The sequence below is a fragment of the Kluyvera huaxiensis genome (assembly GCF_040149365.1).
Taxonomy (GTDB): domain Bacteria; phylum Pseudomonadota; class Gammaproteobacteria; order Enterobacterales; family Enterobacteriaceae; genus Kluyvera; species Kluyvera intermedia_A.
Genome location: NZ_JBEFLV010000015.1, coordinates 68,074 through 88,901 on the forward strand (window position 1 = coordinate 68,074; position 20,828 = coordinate 88,901).

Annotated in this window: 17 protein-coding genes, 2 tRNA genes and 1 other RNA gene; 11 read left to right on the forward strand and 9 right to left on the reverse strand. The window is 49.9% G+C overall.

The annotated features are described in order from the left end of the window. Positions 1-238 precede the first annotated feature (238 nt). From ABOC97_RS15890 to ABOC97_RS15910, 5 genes are all read right to left on the reverse strand, one after another. Positions 239-369, reverse strand: a non-coding RNA gene (locus tag ABOC97_RS15890) — RtT sRNA. Between the two features lie 45 nt (positions 370-414). Beyond that, a tRNA-Tyr gene (locus ABOC97_RS15895) sits at positions 415-499 on the reverse strand. Between the two features lie 33 nt (positions 500-532). Continuing rightward, positions 533-617: transfer RNA gene (locus tag ABOC97_RS15900), tRNA-Tyr, on the reverse strand. 163 nt (positions 618-780) lie between these two features. Continuing rightward, on the reverse strand, positions 781-1,623 hold the full coding sequence (gene purU, locus ABOC97_RS15905) for a formyltetrahydrofolate deformylase (RefSeq protein WP_234508859.1): 843 nt from the start codon (positions 1,621-1,623) through the stop codon (positions 781-783). Between the two features lie 46 nt (positions 1,624-1,669). After that, positions 1,670-2,128, reverse strand: coding sequence for a YchJ family protein (locus ABOC97_RS15910; RefSeq protein WP_349599547.1), 459 nt, complete (start codon positions 2,126-2,128; stop codon positions 1,670-1,672). A 113-nt stretch (positions 2,129-2,241) separates the two neighbouring features. Here ABOC97_RS15910 and rssA point away from each other — a divergent pair, with 113 nt between their 5' ends. From rssA to galU, 3 genes are all read left to right on the forward strand, one after another. After that, positions 2,242-3,153, forward strand: coding sequence for a patatin-like phospholipase RssA (gene rssA, locus ABOC97_RS15915; protein WP_234508861.1), 912 nt, complete (start codon positions 2,242-2,244; stop codon positions 3,151-3,153). 91 nt (positions 3,154-3,244) lie between these two features. Continuing rightward, positions 3,245-4,258, forward strand: coding sequence for a two-component system response regulator RssB (gene rssB / locus ABOC97_RS15920; RefSeq protein ID WP_234508862.1), 1,014 nt, complete (start codon positions 3,245-3,247; stop codon positions 4,256-4,258). A gap of 316 nt (positions 4,259-4,574) precedes the next feature. Further along, positions 4,575-5,483, forward strand: coding sequence for a UTP--glucose-1-phosphate uridylyltransferase GalU (galU, locus tag ABOC97_RS15925; RefSeq protein ID WP_234508863.1), 909 nt, complete (start codon positions 4,575-4,577; stop codon positions 5,481-5,483). Positions 5,484-5,645: 162 nt separating this feature from the next. Here the strand turns inward: galU and hns are convergent, their stop codons facing one another. Then, complete coding sequence (gene hns, locus ABOC97_RS15930) at positions 5,646-6,059, reverse strand: histone-like nucleoid-structuring protein H-NS (RefSeq protein ID WP_234508864.1); 414 nt, start codon at positions 6,057-6,059, stop codon at positions 5,646-5,648. A 905-nt stretch (positions 6,060-6,964) separates the two neighbouring features. Between hns and tdk the strand changes: the two genes are divergently transcribed. Then, positions 6,965-7,594, forward strand: a complete 630-nt coding sequence (tdk, locus tag ABOC97_RS15935) for a thymidine kinase (RefSeq protein WP_234508865.1) — start codon at positions 6,965-6,967, stop codon at positions 7,592-7,594. Positions 7,595-7,760: 166 nt separating this feature from the next. On the opposite strand, the gene adhE is transcribed toward tdk, so the two are convergent. Further along, the gene (adhE, locus tag ABOC97_RS15940; RefSeq protein WP_349599554.1) at positions 7,761-10,430 is read right to left on the reverse strand and encodes a bifunctional acetaldehyde-CoA/alcohol dehydrogenase; all 2,670 of its coding nucleotides are present in this window, start codon (positions 10,428-10,430) and stop codon (positions 7,761-7,763) included. A 496-nt stretch (positions 10,431-10,926) separates the two neighbouring features. Here adhE and ABOC97_RS15945 point away from each other — a divergent pair, with 496 nt between their 5' ends. From ABOC97_RS15945 to ABOC97_RS15975, 7 genes are all read left to right on the forward strand, one after another. Continuing rightward, the gene (locus ABOC97_RS15945) at positions 10,927-11,574 is read left to right on the forward strand and encodes a YchE family NAAT transporter (RefSeq protein ID WP_349599557.1); all 648 of its coding nucleotides are present in this window, start codon (positions 10,927-10,929) and stop codon (positions 11,572-11,574) included. A 758-nt stretch (positions 11,575-12,332) separates the two neighbouring features. Then, entirely contained in the window at positions 12,333-13,964 is a 1,632-nt protein-coding gene (oppA, locus tag ABOC97_RS15950; RefSeq protein WP_234508868.1) for an oligopeptide ABC transporter substrate-binding protein OppA, read from the forward strand. Between the two features lie 121 nt (positions 13,965-14,085). Next, entirely contained in the window at positions 14,086-15,006 is a 921-nt protein-coding gene (gene oppB / locus ABOC97_RS15955; protein ID WP_349599560.1) for an oligopeptide ABC transporter permease OppB, read from the forward strand. 14 nt (positions 15,007-15,020) lie between these two features. Then, positions 15,021-15,929 carry an oligopeptide ABC transporter permease OppC gene (gene oppC, locus ABOC97_RS15960; RefSeq protein WP_234508870.1) on the forward strand — a complete coding sequence of 303 codons (909 nt, stop codon included), beginning with the start codon at positions 15,021-15,023 and terminating at the stop codon, positions 15,927-15,929. An 11-nt stretch (positions 15,930-15,940) separates the two neighbouring features. After that, positions 15,941-16,936, forward strand: a complete 996-nt coding sequence (gene oppD, locus ABOC97_RS15965) for an ABC transporter ATP-binding protein (RefSeq protein ID WP_234508871.1) — start codon at positions 15,941-15,943, stop codon at positions 16,934-16,936. Further along, entirely contained in the window at positions 16,933-17,937 is a 1,005-nt protein-coding gene (gene oppF / locus ABOC97_RS15970) for a murein tripeptide/oligopeptide ABC transporter ATP binding protein OppF (protein ID WP_234508872.1), read from the forward strand. The genes oppD and oppF overlap by 4 nt, the downstream gene beginning before the upstream one ends. 57 nt (positions 17,938-17,994) lie before the next feature. Beyond that, entirely contained in the window at positions 17,995-18,825 is an 831-nt protein-coding gene (locus ABOC97_RS15975; protein WP_416012516.1) for an ion transporter, read from the forward strand. A gap of 49 nt (positions 18,826-18,874) precedes the next feature. Here the strand turns inward: ABOC97_RS15975 and ABOC97_RS15980 are convergent, their stop codons facing one another. After that, on the reverse strand, positions 18,875-19,204 hold the full coding sequence (locus ABOC97_RS15980) for an HI1450 family dsDNA-mimic protein (RefSeq protein ID WP_052284415.1): 330 nt from the start codon (positions 19,202-19,204) through the stop codon (positions 18,875-18,877). Between the two features lie 33 nt (positions 19,205-19,237). Beyond that, entirely contained in the window at positions 19,238-20,698 is a 1,461-nt protein-coding gene (cls, locus tag ABOC97_RS15985; protein ID WP_349599567.1) for a cardiolipin synthase, read from the reverse strand. Positions 20,699-20,828: the final 130 nt, after the last annotated feature.

The window sequence follows — 20,828 nt, forward strand, 5'->3', positions numbered from 1 at the left end:
CGCTGTAATGCAAAAAACCTCGCTTCTGCGAGGTTTTTTTATGCCTGAATATCATTGGCGTCTTCCCGGCGGCGCTGCGCTTGGCCGGGCTACAAAGGCGCGCAGTCTGTAACCCGGCCAAGCGCAGCGCCGCTGGGAGATATATGACAGCGTTTGACAATAATTGGAGCAAATTTAACTATCGAATCTAATGATTTTTAATCAGAGGAGATAATGGCTTGATGCTATCTGGAAGTGATGGTGGTGGGGGAAGGATGACTCAGCGCTGCGCGCTTCGCCCTTCGGGTCGTTGCCTGCGGCAACGCTTTCTCGCTACGCTCGAATCGAACCTTGGTCGAAGCTTCTCATCCTTCCCGCATGGGCAGAATATGAGATAATGCGTATTGATTGAAATGATGTGTTTTCTGGAGATGATGGTGGTGGGGGAAGGATTCGAACCTTCGAAGTCGATGACGGCAGATTTACAGTCTGCTCCCTTTGGCCGCTCGGGAACCCCACCAGGGGTAATTCAAATTGTGATGAAGCTTAGAGATGGTGGTGGGGGAAGGATTCGAACCTTCGAAGTCGATGACGGCAGATTTACAGTCTGCTCCCTTTGGCCGCTCGGGAACCCCACCACGGGGTAATGCTAGGTCTTACTGGCCTGCTTCCTTACTCGGGAAGCGGGGCGAATCATATCAAATGACGCGCCGCTGTAAAGTATTCCTTTATCGAAAATGAACTGTTTGCGTACTTTTCATCCGTAACGGATTAAAGCTAATCAATTCATTTCGCTAGCGATTAAAGAATAATCGTCCGATTGCCGTAAACGAACACGCGCTGGGCTAATACCTGGTAAAGCGCGCGGCTCAGCACGTTTTTCTCAACGTCACGACCGGCACGCATCATATCTTCCGCCGTGTAGGTGTGATCGACGTGAATGACGTCCTGCATGATGATTGGGCCTTCATCCAGATTATCGTTCACGTAGTGCGCGGTTGCGCCCACAATCTTCACGCCGCGTTCATAGGCCTGGTGATACGGACGTGCACCGATAAAGGCTGGCAGGAATGAGTGGTGAATGTTGATAATCTTATTCGGGAAACGGCCGACAAATTCCGGCGTAAGGACGCGCATGTATTTCGCCAGTACGACATAATCCGGCTGATGCGCGTCGATGGCATCTGCCATCAGCTTATCGTGCTCCTCACGGGCCAGACCTTCGTGGCTGACCAGTTGGAAAGGAATGTCAAAACGTTCAACCAGCGAGCGCAGAGTTTCATGGTTGCCGATAACTGCGGCAATCTCAACGTCCAGTCCGCCATAGTTGGCCTTCATCAGCAGGTCGCCCAGACAGTGGGCCTCTTTAGTCACCAGAATAACGATGCGACGACGTCCTGCCGGGGTCAGTTCACGCACGGAACCTTCCGGTAGCGCGCTGTCTAAATCTGCGAGTAGAGTGGTGTCATTGAAGATCCCTTCCAGCTCGGTACGCATAAAGAAGCGCCCGGTACGGTGATCGACAAATTCGTTGTTCTGCACGATATTGAGTTCGTGCTTGTAGCAGATGTTGGTGATACGCGCGATCAGGCCTTTCTGGTCAGGGCAGATGGTGCGCAGAATTTTTCTTTGAATCGAGTGCATTGCCGGGTAAATCCTGTTGATGATGTTTGCGAAGCTGTTATCGGGTCTATTGCCCGCAGCATTTTTTAAATTTCTTACCTGAACCGCATGGGCAGGGATCGTTTCTACCAATGACTGGCCGTGTACCGTCTATATAGTACCATTGCCCGTTTTCTTGTAAGAATCGTGAACGTTCAATGATGGCACCGTTCTTGTTATTTTCACTAAAACGGGCGACAAAACTGACAAAGCCTTCACCGGGGTTACGACTCTCCTCGGTGGCAAAAACGGTCAGTCCTAGCCACTCGGTATGAGCGAAATTTTTCTGAATGTCGGCACGAAAAGTTTCGGCCTGACAGGATGGGTGCCAGGTTCCAATCAGATAATCTGCATCTTTCATGACGAAGGCGCAATAGCGGGAACGCATAAGCTGTGACGGGTCTGGAGCACGTTCGTTACCGGACAGATAACGCTGGCAACATAAGCTATACTCGAGAGCGCTGCCACATGGGCAAAGTTCAGACAAAGATGTCTCCCTGAATCGACAGAGTAATGGCGTAAACACGCCTGATAGCACTATGTTAACCGAGCGATGGCAATGATGCCACGCCAGAAGCAAGAGGAAGTTCACCGGGAATAATGAGAAAAATCAAAATTGGCCTGGCGTTAGGTTCAGGGGCAGCGCGAGGCTGGTCGCATATTGGCGTCATTAAAGCGCTACAAAAGATGGGCATTGAGATTGATATCGTCGCTGGGTGTTCTATCGGTTCACTGGTAGGTGCTGCCTACGCCAGCAATCGTCTTCCTGCACTGGAAAAATGGGTTTGCTCCTTTGGCTATTGGGATGTCCTGCGGTTAATGGATCTTTCCTGGCGCCGGGGAGGGCTGCTGCGCGGCGAGCGCGTGTTTAATCACTATCGACAAATTATGCCCACCGAGATGATTGAACACTGCGAGCGTCGTTTTGCTGCGGTAGCGACTAATCTCAGTACCGGGCGCGAGCTGTGGTTTACCGAAGGCGATCTGCATATGGCCGTGCGGGCATCGTGTAGTATTCCAGGCCTGATGGCGCCGGTTCAGCACAACGGTTACTGGTTGGTGGATGGCGCGGTGGTAAACCCGGTACCGGTCTCGTTAACACGTGCGCTGGGTGCTGACATTGTGATTGCTGTCGATTTGCAACATGACGCACATCTTATGCAGCAGGATCTCCTGTCCGTCAATATTCAGCCTGATAGCGAGATAAATGGCTCGGAGGATGAGCTATCATGGCATGAGCGTCTGCGTTCCCGCCTGGGGCGAGTAGCTGCCCGTCGCTCGGTCGTTGCGCCGACGGCGATGGAGATTATGACCACCTCGATCCAGGTGCTTGAAAATCGGCTTAAGCGTAACCGTATGGCTGGCGATCCGCCGGATATCCTCTTACAACCGTTTTGTCCCCAGATCTCGACGCTAGATTTTCATCGAGCCTCGTCTGCAATCGCCGCTGGTCAACAAGCGGTTGAAAAAAAGACAGATGAGCTTTTGCCTTTGGTGCAAAGTTCCACTTAAGGTATTTTTTTCGACTACTTCAGCAAATTCTGAAAGGCGATAATCACAATAGCATGCCACTATTTACTTATCGTCAGGCAGGGGAGACATCATGACGCAGCCGTTGGCGGGAAAACAGATTTTGATTGTCGAAGACGAGCCCGTTTTCCGCTCACTTATGGATTCATGGCTTTCGTCGCTTGGCGCGAGCACTCTCCTGGCGCAGGACGGTGTCGATGCATTAACGCAGATGGCGAATCAAAAACCCGATCTGATGATTTGTGACCTTGCGATGCCGCGGATGAATGGCCTACAGCTGGTCGAGCATCTGCGTAATGCCGGTGATACCTTGCCGATCCTTATCATCTCTGCCACTGAAAATATGGCTGATATTGCCAAAGCGCTGCGCCTTGGGGTTCAGGATGTATTATTAAAACCGGTCAAAGATCTGAATCGCTTGCGGGAAACCGTGTTGGCCTGCCTCTATCCCAATATGTTTAATTCCCGCGTAGAAGAAGAAGAGCGGTTATTTGAAGATTGGGATGCGCTGGTTAACAATCCAACGGCGGCGGCAAAATTGTTACAAGAGTTACAGCCGCCGGTGCAGCAAAAAATATCGCACTGCCGGATAAATTATCGCCAGCTCATGGCGGTTGATGCACCGGGATTGGTTCTGGATATTGCGCCATTATCGGAACACGATTTGGCTTTTTATTGTCTGGATGTTACACGAGCAGGTGATAACGGGGTATTAGCCGCGTTATTATTGCGTGTACTATTTAATGGCCTGTTGCAAGAACAGCTCTCTCATCAGGGGCAACGACTACCAGAATTAGGGAGCCTGTTAAAGCAGGTTAATCAACTGCTGCGGCAAGCCAACCTTCCAGGGCAATTCCCGCTGCTGGTGGGTTATTATCACAGCGGGTTAAAAAACCTGATTCTGGTATCAGCCGGGTTGAACGGCACATTAAATACCGGCGAACATCAAATTCAAATAAGTAATGGCGTGCCGCTCGGTACGTTAGGAAACGCTTATCTAAACCAAATTAGTCAGCGCTGTACTTCGTGGCAGTGTCAGGTTTGGGGAAATGGTGGGCGTTTACGCTTAATGTTGTCTGCGGAATGAGCAAACGCATTTTTTTACAGGGATAGCTTTAACGGCTTATCTGCCGGAGTGATACTATCTGTAAATTGATGTGGATATACTCGTCATGCTTCAGCGTGCTGGTGCGTTGGCCAGACCCGTTATCATCGTTGGTATGTTTAACGAGCTATCTGGGACAATGGGAAACGCTCCTCCTTCAGCTCAACGTCTTGAGTATAAATCTTAATTCGAGGTCAACGTATCCTTTTCAGACCAGCCTCATGAGGCTGTAATGATATACTCGATGCGTACTTAATTAACGAGCAAGTTCAAAGTTTGAACAGTTCAGGAGATTTTAATGGCTGCCCTAAATTCGAAAGTAAGAAAGGCTGTAATCCCGGTTGCGGGATTAGGGACAAGGATGTTACCGGCGACGAAAGCAATTCCTAAGGAAATGTTGCCGCTGGTGGATAAGCCTTTAATTCAGTATGTCGTGAACGAGTGTATTGCAGCTGGTATCACTGAAATTGTGCTGGTTACCCATTCTTCTAAGAATTCGATCGAAAACCACTTTGATACCAGCTTTGAACTTGAAGCGATGCTGGAAAAGCGCGTTAAACGTCAGCTTCTGGAAGAAGTTCAGTCTATCTGCCCGCCGCACGTCACCATTATGCAGGTCCGTCAGGGGCTGGCTAAAGGGCTTGGACACGCGGTGCTGTGCGCGCATCCGGTTGTCGGTGATGAACCGGTAGCGGTGATTCTGCCAGACGTGATTCTGGATGAATATGAGTCCGATCTGAGCCGTGATAACCTGGCCGATATGATGGCGCGATATAACGAAACGGGCGCTAGCCAGATTATGGTGGAGCCGGTTGCCGACGTGACTGCCTATGGGGTTGTTGATTGCAAAGGGGCGACCTTAAACCCAGGCGACAGCGTACCTATGGTTGGTGTAGTAGAGAAACCTAAGGCCGACGTTGCGCCATCTAATCTCGCCGTTGTAGGCCGCTACGTACTGAGCGCTGAAATTTGGCCTCTGTTAGCGAAAACGCCTCCGGGAGCAGGTGACGAAATCCAGTTAACCGACGCCATCGATATGCTCATCGAAAAAGAAACCGTTGAAGCGTACCACATGAAAGGCAAGAGCCATGACTGCGGTAATAAACTGGGTTATATGCAGGCGTTTGTTGAATACGGTATCCGTCACAATACGCTGGGCGAAGATTTCAAAGCCTGGCTGCAGGATACTCTGGGTATCGCGAAGTAATTTGGCGATGACTACTTAAACCGGGGAAACCCGGTTTTTTTATATCTAAATAATGCTAATGGATAAGAAATGTACTTTTTGGGATGGGGAAGTTATCAGGGTATGGCATTTGTCAGATATAAAAAATCCCGCCGAAGCGGGATTTTTCGCGAAGCGTAAGGATTAATCCTTGATCAGGAAGTCGTCCAGGGATTTACCCTGTTCGTCCATCGCTTTTTTGATTACAGCTGGAGTACGGCCCTGGCCAGTCCAGGTTTTGGTTTCGCCGTTCTCATCAATGTAGCTATATTTAGCTGGACGAGCAGCGCGTTTAGCTTTGGTGCCAGTTTTAGCAGCAGCCATGCTATTCAGCAGTTCGTTCGGATCAATACCATCAGCAATCAGCATTTCGCGATATTGTTGCAGTTTACGAGTGCGTTCTTCGATTTCTGCAGCAGCAGCGTTATCTTCTTCGCGGCGTTCGTTAACAACAACTTCTAATTTTTCCAGCATTTCTTCAAGCGTTTCAAGGGTGCATTCTCTTGCCTGCGCACGAAGAGTACGGATGTTGTTCAAAATTTTAAGTGCTTCGCTCATTGTCGTATTCTCAAACTTATATTGTGGGGTGGTTTGTTGCTGTAATAATAGAGCGATAAAATCAGTTGTGCAATAGGGAAGAATGTAAGGAATTCAAAATAACGTGTTATTTGGTGCTGTTATTAATATTTATAAGTTAAATTGTCCGCAACTATACACACCTGGTGCGAGTTATTGCAGCAGGGGTAACAGGATAAGGCGCGGTATGCCGGTGGGGGCTTGCGCATAAATATACTCCGTATGGATAAATATCAACCTTATGTATTAGCCTGCAGGTGTCCATTTTGTGTATCGTTTTATAGCTTCTGAATCGTTACGTTCCTCAACCACTTTGCCCCCTGGCGAGGCAGTGGTATCGATTTTCTTAACCGTCACTTATCTATTTACCTTCTTGCCTGTACGGGTAAATTGCAGTGATTTGATAACAAGGTTCAATGTCTGAGGCCGCAATACGCTGTGTGCTAAAGAAGAGGCAGGTTTAAGACCTGCGTTATGACGATGTTATTTCAGCCGGAAACTGTTTAATTTACAGATAACAATGGCCAGTATATCGCTACACAATTTGGTAATGGTCACGTTTTTTATGTCGGAATCATTAAAATTTTCAACTATTCATCATGCTAGCTATTTAATCATATCAACATCCTGATGCTGTATGGTTTACCCATGCGGAAAAACTAGATAATTCAGTCATATGATGATGTTAATTGTAATTAGGGACCAATATAAGTGGTTGGGAATACTGTGTTGTTCATTATGGGTAACACTGAAACCTGCGTCTTTAAGGGCGTATGGCGAACGGAGTGTGCGTTCATACACAATGACGGGATGACGCAGGAAGCAAGAGGGCAAAATATGTTACACTGCGGCCGTTTAAAAAACGTATCGATTAGGATTTTCAGCCAATGGCACAACTTTATTTCTACTACTCAGCGATGAATGCTGGGAAGTCTACGGCCCTGCTGCAGTCATCATACAATTACCAGGAGCGCGGTATGCGCACCATCGTTTATACCGCTGAAATAGACGATCGCTTCGGTGCGGGTAAAGTCAGCTCCCGTATTGGCCTGTCTTCACCTGCGAAACTGTTTAATCAGGACAGTAATCTGTTTGATGAAATTAACGCCGAGAATGCGCGTGAGCCGGTTAACTGCGTACTGGTCGATGAATGCCAGTTCCTGACGCGTGAGCAGGTCTACGCGCTTTCTGACGTGGTCGACAATCTGGATATCCCGGTATTGTGTTACGGACTGAGAACAGATTTCCGCGGCGAGCTATTCGGCGGTAGTCAGTATTTATTGGCGCTGTCAGACAAGCTGGTGGAATTAAAAACAATCTGTTTCTGCGGCCGTAAGGCCAGCATGGTTTTACGTCTCGATCAGGAAGGGCGGCCGTATAACGAAGGTGAGCAGGTGGTTATCGGTGGAAATGAGCGCTATGTATCGGTCTGCCGTAAACACTACAAAGAAGCGCTGGAGAAGGGCTCTTTGACCCTCATCCAGGATAAACATCGTCATACCTGCCGTTCTCGTTAATCGTCTCCTGATGCGTTTCCTGCCTCTTATCAGGCGATGATAAGGGGCAGGGACGCAGCCCTGATGCTTTGCCATCAACAACATCGCTATTCTGGTTTTGACGCATAAAAAAAGCCCCATCAAAGATGGGGCTTGATAACTTGCTTTTCAGCAGAGATGAGGCGAATTATTTCTTCGCTTTTTTCTCAGCTTTAGCTGGAGCTGCTTCTTTCTTCTCTTCTACAGCACCTTCGACGTATTCACGACCGTAGAAAGTATCCAGCAGAATTTGTTTCAGTTCAGCAATCAGCGGGTAACGTGGGTTCGCACCGGTACACTGGTCATCAAACGCGTCTTCAGACAGTTTGTCGACATGTGCCAGGAAGTCAGCTTCCTGCACGCCAGCTTCACGGATAGACTTAGGAATACCCAGGTCAGCTTTGATTTCGTCCAACCAGCCCAGCAGTTTCTCAATCTTAGCTGCAGTACGGTCGCCTGGTGCAGACAGACCCAGATGGTCAGCGATTTCAGCGTAGCGACGACGAGCCTGTGGGCGGTCGTACTGGCTGAACGCAGTCTGTTTAGTTGGGTTGTCGTTCGCGTTATAGCGAATAACGTTGCTGATCAGCAGGGCGTTCGCCAGACCGTGAGGAATGTGGAACTGAGAACCCAGTTTGTGTGCCATGGAGTGACATACACCCAGGAAGGCGTTAGCAAACGCGATACCGGCGATGGTCGCTGCACTGTGAACACGCTCGCGGGCTACCGGGTTCTTAGAACCTTCATGGTAGGACGCTGGCAGGTTTTCTTTCAGCAGTTTCAGAGCTTGCAGAGCCTGACCGTCAGAGAACTCAGAAGCCAGTACGGAAACGTAAGCTTCCAGGGCGTGAGTAACCGCATCCAGACCACCGAAAGCACACAGTGACTTCGGCATGTCCATAACCAGGTTGGCATCGACAATCGCCATATCTGGAGTCAGCGCGTAGTCAGCCAGTGGGTATTTCTGGCCAGTTGCATCGTCGGTAACAACCGCAAACGGAGTCACTTCAGAACCGGTACCGGAAGTGGTGGTGATAGCAACCATTTTCGCTTTCACGCCCATTTTCGGGAACTTGTAGATACGTTTACGGATGTCCATAAAGCGCAGCGCCAGTTCTTCGAAGTGGGTTTCTGGGTGCTCGTACATAACCCACATGATTTTGGCCGCATCCATTGGGGAACCGCCGCCCAGCGCGATAATCACGTCTGGTTTGAAGGAGTTCGCCAGGTCTGCACCTTTACGGACGATAGTCAGCGTTGGGTCAGCTTCAACTTCGAAGAACACTTCAGTTTCAACGCCGGATGCTTTCAGCACGGAAGTGATCTGATCAGCGTAGCCGTTGTTGAACAGGAAGCGGTCGGTCACGATCAGCGCACGTTTGTGACCATCGGTAATCACTTCATCCAGCGCGATTGGCAGTGAGCCACGACGGAAGTAGATAGATTTCGGAAGTTTGTGCCACAACATGTTTTCAGCTCGCTTAGCAACGGTTTTTTTGTTGATCAGGTGCTTAGGACCAACGTTTTCAGAGATGGAGTTACCACCCCATGAACCACAACCCAGAGTCAGGGAAGGTGCGAGTTTGAAGTTATACAGGTCGCCGATACCACCCTGAGAAGCAGGGGTGTTGATCAGGATACGCGCGGTTTTCATCAGCTGACCGAAGTAAGCAACGCGTTCTGGCTGGTTGTCCTGGTCGGTGTACAGGCAAGAGGTATGACCGATACCGCCCATCGCAACCAGTTTTTCCGCTTTATCAACAGCGTCTTCAAAGTTTTTCGCACGATACATTGCCAGCGTTGGCGACAGTTTTTCGTGTGCAAACGGTTCGCTTTCGTCAACAACCTTAACTTCACCAATCAGGATCTTGGTGGTTGCTGGTACGGTGAAGCCTGCCAGTTCAGCGATTTTATGCGCTGGCTGACCAACGATAGCCGCGTTCAGACCGCCATTTTTCAGGATGATGTCCTGAACGGCTTTCAGTTCTTTACCCTGCAGCATGTAGCCGCCGTGGCTTGCGAAACGTTCACGAACAGCGTCGTATACGGAGTCAACAACAACAACGGACTGCTCGGAAGCACAGATTACGCCGTTATCGAAAGTTTTAGACATCAGTACAGAGGCAACAGCACGCTTGATATCAGCGGTTTCGTCGATAACAACAGGGGTGTTACCTGCGCCAACGCCGATGGCTGGTTTGCCGGAGCTGTATGCTGCTTTAACCATGCCTGGACCACCGGTCGCGAGGATCAGGTTAATATCTGGGTGATGCATCAGAGCGTTAGACAGCTCAACAGACGGTTGGTCAATCCAGCCGATCAGATCTTTCGGTGCGCCAGCAGCGATTGCTGCCTGCAGAACGATATCCGCTGCTTTATTAGTTGCATCTTTTGCACGTGGGTGCGGGGAGAAGATAATGGCGTTACGCGTCTTCAGGCTGATCAGCGATTTGAAGATAGCGGTAGAAGTCGGGTTAGTTGTCGGTACGATACCGCAGATGATGCCGATTGGTTCAGCGATGGTGATGGTACCGAAAGTGTCGTCTTCAGACAGAACACCACAGGTCTTTTCATCTTTATAGGCGTTATAGATGTATTCTGAAGCGAAGTGGTTTTTGATCACTTTATCTTCAACAATACCCATGCCGGATTCGGCAACGGCCATTTTTGCGAGAGGGATTCGAGCATCTGCAGCGGCCAGAGCGGCGGCGCGGAAGATTTTGTCAACTTGCTCTTGAGTGAAACTGGCATATTCACGCTGGGCTTTTTTTACGCGCTCTACGAGTGCGTTAAGTTCAGCGACATTAGTAACAGCCATAATGCTCTCCTGATAATGTTAAACTTTTTTAGTGAATCATCTGCTCGACAAGTCAGTATAGACAAATCACCTGCAGCTGGGGAAAAAGTTAAGAAAACAAAGCGTTATTCACAAACTGATTCACTGATTTACTAAAAGAGCTTCTTTTTAGCCAAGGAGCCAACCTTCTGAGATACGCCTTAATTTGTCTGGCTGAATCCCTTTCGGTGTAAGCAGATTACCCACTTCTGAGTACGATTTACGTGATCTAAATCAAGTTTAGGCTAAGCTGACACCTTTCAGCAGGGGGCTTTTAGTAAACCGCGGAAACTGTTAATCAATCGTGAGTAGCGGTGATGGAGACATTAGCATAGTTTACACAAATCTATAACACTCTGTTTTACCCCCATTTTTATGGATAATTCAGATGAACACTGCTAATAAAAAGGGTATTGTCAGCGCATTTCGCGGTTTGTTGTTCGTCAACTACAACTTTTAATGGTTCTTCGGGGTTCCTGTGATTCAAACGCTGTTTGATTTTCCTATCTTCTTTAAGTTCTTTATCGGGCTTTTTGCGTTAGTTAACCCGGTGGGGCTCATCCCCGTCTTTATTAGTCTGACCAGTTATCAGACAGCGGCGGTACGAAACAAAACCAATATGACCGCCAGCCTTTCAGTCGCCATTATCCTGCTGACCTCGTTATTTCTCGGTGACTTCATTCTCCAACTATTCGGTATTTCCATTGATTCCTTCCGTATTGCCGGCGGGATCCTGGTGGTGACGATCGCGATGTCGATGATCAGCGGTAAGTTGGGGGAGGATAAGCAGAATAAGCAGGAACAATCAGAAACCGCAGTGCGCGAAAGCCTTGGCGTAGTACCGCTGGCTTTACCTCTGATGGCGGGGCCTGGGGCAATCAGTTCGACCATCGTGTGGGGAACTCGATATCACTCCTTCTCTTATTTACTCGGTTTTTCTCTGTCTATTGCGCTGTTTGCAGCGTGCTGTTGGGGGATATTCCGCATTTCCCCGTGGCTGGTGCGCATGCTAGGCCAGACGGGGATTAACGTAGTGACCCGCATCATGGGGCTTTTATTGATGGCATTGGGGATCGAATTTATCGTCACCGGCATCAAATCTATCTTCCCAGGCCTGGTTGGTTAATTACTCTGCGGCGCGCAACGGGATTTACCCTTTTGCGCGCCGTTAATATCAGAAAAACCTATCCCTCTTTCTCTGTTTTTATGCAGAGATAACCAATTCGAATGATTCAAAAAAATCAATAAATATCAATTTGATGCACTAATTTATTGATTCCCCGATGCGCAGCGTAAATGTTATTTCTTTCACACGATACTCTGGGGCTTGCTGTTAGATAATTGAAATGATATTAGTAATTTCAGTTTCAATGCAGAGTTATGTGCTAAAAAATGAACAACTGTTAATTTTTTGTGCAAAAAACAAACATTTTCCGGTTGACCTGGGTAAGCGCAGATGATTTTTACATATCTAATTGATAAATAGTGATTTAGGGTATGATCATCGAGCTGCTAATCTGTCGGTCTGATTGTGAATTGCTGAGCAAAAGAGAATTGGTTAACAAATTTGCAAATTATATTGGCGACGGTGTGAGTCATTTGGTACTTTCCGGCCTAAGTTATTTGCAGGATAAAGTTGTGTAAATGATAACTGTTTCTAGTTGTAAGCAGTTATGAACCGAATAAGAAAAGTCTCCCGACAGGGGGAGGCTTTAAATGAATCGACGTCAGGTTGCCATAATAGCGGCCGTAATAAAAAGTCGGTGATAGCAAGCAGTAAATGACCTGGCAGACGCAAAAATCTCCTGCGCTGCACAGGAACCCGAAAGGGCACTAAACAGGCTGACAAACGTCAGTAATAATAATGAACGGAGTATCAACACAATGTCCATCATCACAAAAAAAAGCCTCATTGCAGCAGGCGTTTTCGCTGCTCTTATCGCAGGAAGTGCAGCGGCCGCAGAGGTTCCTGCAGGCGTTAAACTGGCAGATAAGCAGACCATGATCCGCAACAACGGCGCAGAGCCACAGTCGCTGGATCCGAACAAAATTGAGGGTGTACCGGAAGCTAACGTCAGCCGTGACCTGTTTGAAGGCCTGCTGATCACTTCGACCAAAGATGGTCACCCAATCCCGGGCGTTGCCGAAAGCTGGGATAACAAAGATTTTAAAGTGTGGACTTTCCATCTGCGCAAAGACGCGAAGTGGTCCAACGGTGAGCCAGTAACGGCACAAGATTTCGTGTATAGCTGGCAGCGCCTGGTAGACCCTAAAACCGCGTCCCCATATGCGAGCTACCCGCAATATGGCCATATTCTGAACGTTGATGAAATCATCGACGGTAAAAAACCGACCACCGATCTCGGTGTGAAAGCCATCGATGACCATACTCTGGAAGTCACTCTGAGCGAGCCGGTGCCGTATTTCTACAAACTGCTGGTGAACCCGGCGATGTCCCCGGTTAACAAAACCGCCATCGATAAATTCGGTGAGAAATGGACTCAGCCTGCCAATATCGTTACCAACGGTGCTTACAAACTGAAAGACTGGGTGGTGAATGAGCGCATCGTAATGGAGCGCAACCCGAACTACTGGGATAACAAAGATACTGTTATCGACCAAATCACCTATCTGCCAATCTCTTCTGAAGTCACGGACGTCAACCGTTATCGTAGCGGTGAGATCGACATGACCTATAATAACCTGCCGATCGAACTGTTCCAGAAACTGAAAAAAGAGATCCCGACCGAAGTTCACGTTGACCCGTATCTGTGTACTTACTATTACGAAATTAACAACCAAAAAGCACCGTTCAACGATGCGCGCGTACGTACTGCGCTGAAACTGGGTCTGGATCGCGACATTATCACCAACAAAGTTAAAGCTCAGGGCGATCTACCGGCTTACGGTTACACCCCTCCTTATACTGACGGTGCGAAGCTTACTGAACCAGACTGGTTCAAGCTGACTCAAGAACAGCGTAACGCTGAGGCGAAAAAACTGCTGGCAGAAGCGGGTTACACAGCCGATAAACCGCTGAGCTTCAGCTTGCTGTACAACACCTCCGATCTGCACAAAAAACTGGCTATTGCCGCGGCCTCCATCTGGAAGAAAAATCTCGGCGTGGATGTGAAGCTGGTGAACCAGGAGTGGAAAACCTTCCTCGATACCCGTCATCAGGGTACTTACGATGTGGCACGTGCAGGTTGGTGTGCTGACTACAACGAACCGACTTCTTTCCTGAACACGATGCTGTCCGACAGCTCCATGAATACCGCGCACTATAAGAGCCCGGCGTTTGATGCGATCATGAAAGAGACGCTGAAAGTAACCGACGAAGCACAGCGTTCTGCGCTGTATGACAAAGCTGAACAGCAGCTGGGCAAAGACTCCGCTATCGTTCCGGTTTATTACTATGTGAACGCCCGTCTGGTGAAACCATGGGTTGGGGGTTACACCGGTAAAGATCCGATGGACAATATCTACACCAAAGATCTGTACATCATTAAGCATTAATGGCAATCCGTGAGGCGGCAGTGTGCCGCCTCACTGTGTCTTATTCCATCGCACTATCACATGACTGCGTAAGCCAGGCTTATAAAGACATGTAAAAGGCACACGCCAGAAGGTACGGGCAATGTTGAAATTTATATTACGTCGCTGTCTGGAAGCGATTCCGACACTATTTATTCTTATTACCATTTCATTCTTTATGATGCGTCTTGCGCCGGGCAGTCCATTTACCGGTGAGCGTACTCTACCGCCTGAAGTTATGGCGAACATTGAAGCTAAATATCACCTGAACGATCCTATCGGCGTCCAGTATTTCAATTATCTGAAACAACTGGCACACGGCGATTTTGGACCGTCATTCAAATACAAAGATTATTCCGTGAATGACCTGGTTGCCTCAAGCTTCCCGGTGTCTGCGAAATTAGGTTTTGCGGCCTTTTTCCTGGCGGTAATTCTCGGCGTTAGTGCGGGCGTTGTTGCTGCGCTAAATCAAAATACGAAATGGGATTACGCCGTCATGGGAATAGCAATGACAGGCGTGGTGATACCCAGCTTTGTTGTCGCGCCGCTCCTGGTCATGATCTTCGCAATTACGCTGCACTGGCTACCTGGCGGTGGCTGGAATGGTGGGGCGCTTAAGTTCATGATCCTGCCGATGGTGGCGCTCTCTCTGGCTTATATTGCCAGCATTGCGCGTATCACTCGTGGGTCAATGATTGAAGTTCTCCACTCCAACTTTATTCGTACCGCGCGTGCCAAAGGGCTGCCGATGCGACGGATTATTTTCCGTCACGCGTTAAAGCCTGCATTATTACCGGTGCTTTCTTATATGGGGCCTGCCTTCGTCGGTATTATTACCGGTTCGATGGTCATTGAGACGATCTACGGCTTGCCGGGTATTGGACAGCTGTTCGTCAACGGGGCGCTTAACCGCGATTACTCCCTGGTGCTGAGCCTGACCATTCTGGTCGGTGCATTGACGATCCTGTTTAACGCGGTGGTGGATGTCCTCTACGCCGTGATTGACCCGAAAATCCGTTACTAAGGCTGGAGCTCGCCATGATATTAAGTAAAAAAAACAGCGAGGCACTGGAAAAATTCAGTGAGAAGCTGGAAGTGGAAGGCCGCAGCCTGTGGCAGGACGCCCGTCGGCGTTTTATGCATAACCGCGCGGCGGTCGCCAGTTTAGTCGTGCTGGTGCTGATTGCGCTGTTTGTTACCCTTGCGCCAATGCTGTCGCAGTTTTCCTATTACGACACTGACTGGGGCATGATGTCCAACGCGCCGGACCTGGCGTCTGGGCACTACTTTGGTACTGACTCTTCAGGTCGCGATCTGCTGGTTCGTGTGGCAATTGGTGGGCGTATCTCTCTGATGGTTGGGATTGCCGCTGCGCTGGTAGCGGTCATCGTGGGGACCCTTTACGGTTCGTTATCAGGTTATCTTGGCGGTAAAGTCGACTCGGTCATGATGCGACTGCTGGAAATCCTCAACTCCTTCCCATTCATGTTCTTTGTCATCCTGCTGGTGACTTTCTTTGGTCAAAACATCCTGCTGATTTTCGTGGCTATCGGAATGGTTTCCTGGCTGGATATGGCGCGTATCGTTCGCGGCCAGACCCTTAGCCTGAAACGTAAAGAGTTTATCGAAGCCGCGCAGGTCGGTGGTGTGTCGACCTTTAACATCGTCGTGCGCCATATTGTGCCGAACGTACTGGGCGTAGTGGTCGTTTATGCCTCGCTGCTGGTGCCAAGCATGATCCTGTTTGAATCCTTCCTGAGCTTCTTAGGCCTGGGTACCCAGGAACCGCTGAGTAGCTGGGGTGCGCTGTTAAGCGACGGGGCTAACTCGATGGAAGTGTCGGCGTGGCTGTTGCTGTTCCCGGCTGGGTTCCTGGTGGTGACGCTGTTTTGTTTTAACTTTATCGGCGATGGCCTGCGTGATGCCCTCGATCCGAAAGACCGTTAAGGAGTGTTGCCATGAGCATAATTGAAACGGCAACCGCGTCACAGCGACTGCTGGACGTTAAAGATCTGCGCGTCACCTTTAAAACGCCTGATGGCGACGTGACTGCCGTAAACGACCTCAACTTTAGCCTGCGGGCGGGTGAGACGCTGGGGATCGTCGGTGAGTCAGGTTCGGGTAAATCGCAAACCGCATTTGCCTTGATGGGGCTGCTGGCCAGTAATGGGCGGATTGGCGGGTCGGCGCTTTTTAACGGTAAAGAAATTCTAAACCTGCCTGAACGTGAGCTGAATAAGCTGCGTGCCGAGCAGATTTCAATGATTTTCCAGGACCCGATGACCTCACTGAACCCGTATATGCGGGTGGGTGAACAGCTGATGGAAGTGCTGATGCTGCACAAAGGCATGGGCAAGGCCGAAGCGTTTGAAGAGTCGGTCAAAATGCTGGATGCGGTGAAAATGCCAGAAGCGCGTAAGCGCATGAAAATGTATCCGCATGAATTTTCCGGCGGTATGCGTCAGCGCGTCATGATTGCAATAGCCTTGATGTGCCGGCCAAAATTGCTAATTGCTGATGAACCGACCACCGCATTGGATGTGACCGTCCAGGCGCAAATTATGACCCTGTTGAATGAGCTGAAACGCGAATTCAATACCGCAATTATCATGATCACCCACGATCTTGGCGTTGTTGCCGGAATCTGTGACAAGGTGCTGGTGATGTATGCCGGGCGGACCATGGAATACGGCAAGGCGCGCGATGTATTCTATCATCCGGCTCACCCATACTCTATCGGCTTGCTCAACGCGGTCCCGCGTCTTGATGCGGAAGGTGAATCGCTGCTCACCATTCCTGGCAATCCTCCAAACCTGTTGCGTTTACCGACCGGTTGCCCGTTCCAGCCACGTTGTCCGCATGCGATAGAGTCATGCAACAGCGCTCCGCCGCTGGAAGAGTTTGCGCCAGGCCGCTTACGCGCCTGCTATAGAAACGTGGGGGAACTGGTATGAGCGCCGTAACTGACGAAAGAAAAGTTCTGCTCGAGATTGCAGACTTAAAGGTCCATTTCGAAATTAAAGATGGCAAGCAGTGGTTCTGGCAGCCGCCAAAATCACTGAGGGCGGTAGACGGCGTCACGCTTCGTCTATACGAAGGCGAAACGCTGGGCGTAGTCGGCGAGTCCGGCTGCGGTAAGTCGACGTTTGCCCGTGCCATTATTGGTCTGGTGAAAGCGACGGACGGCAGAGTAGCCTGGCTTGGCAAAGATCTTTTAGGGATGAAGCCGAGTGAATGGCGCGATGTACGCAGCGATATTCAGATGATTTTCCAGGATCCGCTGGCATCGCTGAACCCGCGCATGACTATCGGCGAAATTATTGCCGAACCGTTGCGGACCTATTATCCGAAAATGCCGCGTGAAGAAGTGCGCGACAAAGTGAAGACCATGATGATGAAGGTTGGGTTGCTGCCAAACCTGGTCAACCGATATCCGCATGAGTTTTCCGGCGGCCAGTGCCAGCGTATCGGGATTGCCCGCGCGCTGATCCTTGAGCCGAAGCTAATTATCTGCGATGAGCCGGTGTCAGCGCTCGATGTTTCGATTCAGGCTCAGGTGGTCAACTTGCTGCAACAGCTGCAGCGTGAGATGGGGCTGTCGCTGATCTTTATCGCCCATGACCTGGCGGTAGTGAAGCACATCTCCGACCGTGTCCTGGTGATGTATTTGGGCCATGCGGTTGAGTTGGGCACCTATGATGAGGTGTACAACAACCCGTTGCACCCTTATACCAAAGCGTTGATGTCTGCGGTGCCGGTTCCCGATCCGGATCTGGAGCAAAATAAAACCATTCAGCTGCTGGAAGGGGAACTGCCTTCACCGATCAACCCGCCGTCAGGCTGCGTGTTCCGTACTCGCTGCCCGTTGGCTGGGCCAGAATGTGCGAAAACCCGTCCACTTCTGGAGGGAAGTTTCCGCCACGCAGTTTCCTGTCTGAAGGTTGACCCGTTATAATCGTCAGGGCTGGCAAGTTGCCAGCCCTTTTTTATACGAGGTTACAACGTGGTGGCTATTAGCGCTTTGCGCCATCGTCTTTACCATTTTCTGTTCGATCAACGTACTCATTCCAGCCGACGCTTTGAAGCGGTGTGCGGTTTATTCGCCTTATTAAGCGTCATCGCCATCTTTATTGAGTCGGGTATCGGCACGACCTACCATTTGACCTACGATGAATGGCATGCTTTTGTGTGGTTGGAAATTGCCTTTACGCTGGTCTTCACTGGCGAATATTTCCTGCGGCTTTTCTGCTGGCCTAACCCCGCGCGCTACGTGTTCAGCTTTTGGGGATTTATCGACCTCGCGACCATTCTGCCGTTTTACGTGATCATGCTATGGCCCCAAATTGGCGTGGAATATCTCTTCGCCTGGCGTGCGATGCGCGTCATTCGCGTACTGCGAATATTGAAGCTGTTGCGGCTTATGCCGGCGCTGAATAGCTTATGGGGCGCTATCGTCAACTCTCGCCATCAGTTGATTTTGTTCTACGCTTTCATTGGCATCGTCATGATTGTGGCTGGGTCGTTGATGTACGGCATTGAAGGGCCAGTGAACGGCTTTACCACTCTTAGCACGTCGGTGTATTGGGCGATTGTGACGGTGACGACGGTCGGCTATGGCGATATTACGCCGCATACGGCGGCAGGTAGAATGGTGGCCTCTGTTCTTATCTTAATCGGCTATTCCGTGATTGCGATTCCGACCGGGATTATTAGCGCGCAGTTGACCAATGAGTTCCAAAAGCGCCGCGAGGAGCGCGTTTGTCCACATTGTAAACAGCGCGACCACGAGCCTCGGGCCCATTACTGTAATTCATGCGGTACCGCCTTGCCGAATAAGCTATAGACGGTATGAATACGGATATAAAAAAGGGCAGCGTCGCTGCCCTGATTTTTTACTCACGCCAGAGAATATGACAGAGTTTGTGGTCTTTTTCGCGACACAGCAGAACGCGTGCGAAAATATCGTTTAATTCGCCGCCATCGGTCTCGGCCAGGCCAATCACGACTTCTGCGAAGAAATCAGGGTTAAGGTCGTAATCGACGTGTTCTTTCCAGTCTTCAGACGGATCAAACAGTTCAGCACCGCCGCGCTCTTCAAACTGCAGGTTGAAAAGAATGATATCCGCTGGGTCGAGATTATCGCCAGCCAGTTCGAGAAAAATGTCGTAGGCCTGTTCGAGCGTTTCATCTTCGGTCAGGCGATTGTTCAAATCCATATCCATAATGACTACCTGTTAAGTTCTGATGGGCACGTTTTACAGCAACGGGCTGAAGAAGTAAAACAGCCGCTCGGCAATACGGTGCCAGAAGGGACGTTTCACCCACAACCGCGCATCTAACAAGCGCGAGCGTGAAATATAATCGTCCTGAACGGCTGCAAGATCGGCGCCAAATCCAGCGTCGTCGATGACCAGCGTTATCTCAAAATTGAGCCACAGACTGCGCATATCGAGATTCACTGTGCCAACAAGGCTGAGTTCCCCATCGACCAGCACACTCTTGGTATGCAGGAGACCACCTTCAAACTGATAAATTTTGACCCCGGCCGCCAGTAGTTCGGTAAAGAATGCGCGGCTGGCCCAGCCGACCAGCACCGAATCATTCTTGCGCGGCATAATAATGCTGACGTCCACACCGCGCTGCGCTGCGGTACAGATGGCATGCAGCAGGTCGTCGCTGGGGACGAAGTAGGGGGTGGTCATTATCAGGTATTCGCGTGCGGAATAAGCTGCGGTCAGTAACGCCTGATGGATTAAATCTTCCGGGAAGCCCGGGCCCGAAGCGATTGTCTGAATGGTATGGCCGCTGGCCTCCTCAAACGGCATGATATTGAGATCCGGCGTTGGCGGTAAAATACGTTTGCCGGTTTCAATTTCCCAGTCACAGGAATAAACAATCCCCATACCGGTGGCGATTGGTCCTTCCATACGTGCCATCAGATCGATCCATTGCCCGACGCCGGAGTCCTGTTTAAAGAAGCGTGGGTCGACCATATTCATACTGCCGGTATAGGCAATATAGTTGTCGATCATGATCATTTTGCGATGCTGACGTAAATCCATGCGTCGTAAAAATACGCGCATTAGATTGACCTTAAGTGCTTCAACGACATCAACCCCAGCATTACGCATCATCGCAGCCCATGGGCTACGGAAAAAAGCGACGCTGCCAGCGGAATCTAACATCAGGCGACAATGAACCCCGCGGCGCGCCGCAGCCATCAGTGATTCCGCGACCTGATCGGCCATGCCGCCGGGCTGCCAGATATAGAAAACCATTTCGATATTATGTCGTGCGAGCTGGATATCACGGATAAGTGCCTGCATAACGTCGTCGGTTTCCGTTAATAGCTGCAGCTGATTGCCTTTAAGACCGGCAATACCCTGGCGGCGCTCGCAGAGTTTAAATAGCGAAGACGCCACCTGGCTGTTATCTTCGGCAAAGATATGCTTACAGGCTTTGAGGTCGTTGAGCCATTTCGCCGTAGAGGGCCACATGGCGCGAGCGCGTTCGGCGCGACGTTTACCAAGGTGCAGTTCGCCCAAAGACAGATAGGCGATGATCCCGACCAGCGGCAGGATATAAATGATAAGCAACCAGGCCATTGCCGATGGCACCGCACGGCGCTTCATGAGAATACGTAATGTTACCCCGGCGATTAACAACCAGTACCCCAGAATAGCCATCCAACTTACTACGGTGTAGACGGTTGTCATATTTCGAAAATCCTTTTGAAAGCCAGTTGTTAAGAGTTTACGCATCGAGAGACATCTGGCAAATAAAAACGCGACGAGAAAGCGCTGGTCAGCATTTGGCAAGGGGCTATAATGAGCCGTCTTTATTAGA